At 73.5% G+C, this 3,360-nt stretch carries 5 protein-coding genes; all 5 read right to left on the bottom strand.

Translation table 11 applies throughout. The features are described 5' to 3' along the window. Positions 1 to 994: serine/threonine-protein kinase (locus tag ETD86_RS53390; protein WP_138674236.1), on the bottom strand; the 994-nt coding region annotated here is incomplete at its 3' end. 9 nt (positions 995 to 1,003) lie between these two features. Continuing rightward, complete coding sequence (locus ETD86_RS53385) at positions 1,004 to 1,315, bottom strand: AzlD domain-containing protein (RefSeq protein ID WP_138674235.1); 312 nt, start codon at positions 1,313 to 1,315, stop codon at positions 1,004 to 1,006. Then, complete coding sequence (locus tag ETD86_RS53380) at positions 1,312 to 1,986, bottom strand: AzlC family ABC transporter permease (protein ID WP_138674234.1); 675 nt, start codon at positions 1,984 to 1,986, stop codon at positions 1,312 to 1,314. Before ETD86_RS53380 ends, ETD86_RS53385 begins: the two co-directional genes overlap by 4 nt. Positions 1,987 to 1,997: 11 nt before the next feature. Further along, positions 1,998 to 2,840: an AraC family transcriptional regulator gene (locus ETD86_RS53375; RefSeq protein WP_246149518.1), complete on the bottom strand. Its 843-nt coding sequence runs from the start codon at positions 2,838 to 2,840 to the stop codon at positions 1,998 to 2,000. After that, positions 2,837 to 3,238, bottom strand: a complete 402-nt coding sequence (locus tag ETD86_RS53370; protein ID WP_211370913.1) for a hypothetical protein — start codon at positions 3,236 to 3,238, stop codon at positions 2,837 to 2,839. Before ETD86_RS53370 ends, ETD86_RS53375 begins: the two co-directional genes overlap by 4 nt. Between the last annotated feature and the right edge of the window lie 122 nt (positions 3,239 to 3,360).

Raw genomic sequence — 3,360 nt, 5'->3', positions numbered from 1 at the left:
GGGGAGTGCGTGGGGTATCGGCCGGCCGGCTGGACCACCAGGCCGCACCGCCGGTGACGAGGCCCACCAGGAGCGCGCTCGCGCCGATGGCGGCCAACGGCACCCTGCGCCGCGTCCGTCCCGCGGACCCCGCCGTGACGGTCGCGGGCACCGGACCGGTCTGCTCGGGAACGCCGCCCGCCAGGATCGCGGTCAGCCGCCGCTCGGCCTCCTCCAGCGTCATACGCTCGCCCGGGTCCTTGCGCAGCAACCCCAGCAGCACGGGCGCGAGCACGCCCGCTCGGGCCAGCGGCTCCGGCTCGGCGTGCATGACCGCGCCGAGCGTGGCCAGAGCGTTGTCCCGCTGGAACGGTGAGTGGCCCTCGACCGCCATGTACAGCGTCACGCCCAGCGACCACAGATCCGACGCGGGCCTGGCCGAGCCGCCCTCCGCGCGTTCGGGCGCCATGAAGGCGGGCGTGCCGATCAGGATGCCCGTCCTGGTGACGGGCGCCTCGTCCTCGGTGGTGGCGATGCCGAAGTCGGTGAGCACCGCCCGGCCGTCCTCGGCGAGCAGCACGTTGTCCGGCTTGACGTCGCGGTGCAGCACCCCGGCCGCGTGCGCCGCGCGTAGCGCCTCCAGCAGTTGCAGCCCGATGTTGGAGGCCTCGAGGGTGGTCATCGGGCCGTCCTCGCGAATCAGCTCGCCTAAGGTGCGCGAGCGGACCAGCTGCATGACGATCCACGGGTGGCCGCGCTCCTCGATCACGTCGTAGACGGTCGCCACGCCCGGGTGCGCCACCCGGCCCGCCGCCCTGGCCTCGCGGAACGTACGCACCGAGAACACCTCGCGCTCGGGCCCCGTCAGGTCGGGCGGCGGCAGCACCTCCTTCACGGCCACGTCACGGCCGAGCACCTCGTCGTGTGCCTGCCACACCGTGCCCATGCCGCCTTTGCCGATCATCTTGAGCAGGCGATATCTCCCGCCGATCGTCCCCGCCGCTGAATCGGACATGCACGGCGACTACCCCAGAAGCATCCGGGCAAGCGCGGTGACGACCGCCGCCGTGGCCAGAACGACGAGGAACGGCGCCCGCAGCAGCAGCGCCACGGCGGCCGCCCCGAGTCCGGCCGTGCGGGCCGGATCGAAGCGCAACTCGCCCGCCTCCGTGAACACCTGCACCGCGATCAGGGCCGCCAGCAGCGCCACCGGCACCAGCTCGGCGAACCTGCGCAGCGCCGGATGGTCCAGCACCCGCCGCGGGGCCGCGAGCCCGGCCAGCTTGAGCGCGTAGCAGCCGGCGCAGAGCGCGGCGATCGCCCACCACAGCGTCATCGGGCCATCCCCACGAGCGCCGCGCCAAGAGCGGGGAGGGCCGACAGCAGCACCGGCACGCCGGGCGGCAGGAACGGGGTGGCGCACAACGCGATCGCCGCGGCCGCCACGGCAAGCAGGCGCAGCTCCTTGCTCGCCGCCAGCCGGGGCCACAGGATGGCCAGGAACGCGGCCGGGCCCACCGCGTCCAGGCCCAGCACCCCCGGGTCGCCCAGGAACGACGTGCCGAACGCGCCCGCCAGCGTGCAGAGGTTCCAGGTGATGTAGAGGCTGGCGAACGTGGCCGTGAATCCGGTGCGGGCCGCCCGCTCGTCCGGCTGGGCGAGCGCCACGGCCGTGGTCTCGTCGATCACGCCGTGCGCGGCCAGCAGCCGGCGTGGGCCGCGTACCTTCAGCAGGTCTGCCAGGCGCAGGCCGTACAGCGTGTTGCGGCCGCCGAGCAGCAGCGCGCCCGCGGTGGCGGTCACCAGGTCGCCGCCCGCGCCGACCGCCCCCGTCAGGGCGAACTGCGAGGCGCCCGTGAACGTCAGCAGGCTCAGCACGCACGCCTGCGGCACGGTCAGTCCCGCGATGATCGCGGCGGCCCCGAAGGCGAGGCCGGACAGCCCCACGGCCATGCCCACGCCCAGCCCGTCCCGCACGGCGGCGGAACGATGTGTTGTCCGATCCATGGAGCGAGAGGCTAGGCGGTGGGGGAATCGCCAGTCTTGTACGTTCCTGCAGCGCGTTGGTAGGCGGCGGGCGGTACGCCGACGATGCGGCGGAAATGTCGAGTCAGATGGGCCTGGTCGGTGAAGCCCACCTCGGCGGCCACCAGCGCAGGACGCATCCCCGACTCCAGGAGGTGGCGCGCCTGGCGTACCCGCAGCGAGGTCAGGTACGCGTGCGGCGGCAGCCCCGTCGCCTCCTTGAACGCCCGCAGCAGCGCGAAGGGCCGCGCCCCCACCGCACCGGCCAGATCGTCCAGCGTCGGCGGGTCCACCAGGCTCTCGTGCAGCAGGTCGCGCGCCTCCCGCACGGCCCGCCCGCCCTCGCCGGGCAGCACCGCCTCCGGCCTGGGGGCGGCGTGGCGGATCAGCAGCCGGGCGAACAACGTGCGGCTCAGCGTCGAAGCGGCCAGCGCGTCGCCGCGCTCGGCCGCCTGGTGCGCCCGGCCGAGGAGCGCCGCCACCGGGTCGTCGCGCACCACTTGCTCGGGGAAGTGCGGCGTCCCGTGCGGCGCGCCCAGCTCGGCCGCGATCCCGGCCAGCAGGTCGATCGACGGGTAGAGCATGCGGTACGACCACCCGCCGGGCACGCCCGCCTGACCGGTGTGCACGGCGTCCGGGTTGACCAGCACCAGCTCGCCCGCGCCCGCCCTGTGGGTGACGCCGCGATAGTCGAACTCCTCGACGCCCGTGACGATGAGGCCGATGGCGTAGCCGTCGTGCACGTGCCGGGAGAAGCGGTGGGTCACGTAACGGGCCTTGAGCAGGTCCGTCTCCGGCACCGCAGGGTGCCGGAAGAAATGCGCCTGCTCTTTCACAGCGGTTTGAACGTTCTGGCGAACGTGTCGAAGTAGTGCCTGTCCCGCTCCCAGCGCGAGTCCGTCGTCTCCCAGTAGAGGGCGAAGGGGCGGCCGTCGGCGGTGTGGAAACCGCGGTTGATCACGTGGATCAGCTGCCCGCCGCGCATCCGGGTGAACTCCCAGTCCGCGGCCGCGCGGCCGCGGTAGCGCACCGGGGTGATGGCGATGCGCGTGTATCCCTGGAACTCGCCCTTGGCCCTGATCTCCTTCTCCAGGGCGATCCAGGCCTGCTCCGGGGCCTTCCAGCGCACCTCAGGGGTGGTCCACTCCACCATCATCCTTCCCGGGGAGTCCGGGCCCTTGATGGAGAGGCTGTCCCTGGTGGAGCTCTTGGTGGCCTGCCACCCGCTGGGCATGGCGATCGAGAAACGGCCCGCCGGGCTGATGAACGTCCGCCATCCGGCGGGCACCGTCGGGGCTGGCGTCGGCGTGACGGTGGCCGTCCCTGAGCCAGAGGTGGAGGTGGTGGGGGTAGGGG

The organism is Nonomuraea turkmeniaca (genome assembly GCF_005889735.1).
Lineage (GTDB): Bacteria > Actinomycetota > Actinomycetes > Streptosporangiales > Streptosporangiaceae > Nonomuraea > Nonomuraea turkmeniaca.
Note: the sequence above shows the minus strand (reverse complement) of the source record. Positions and strands in the feature narration are given on the sequence as shown.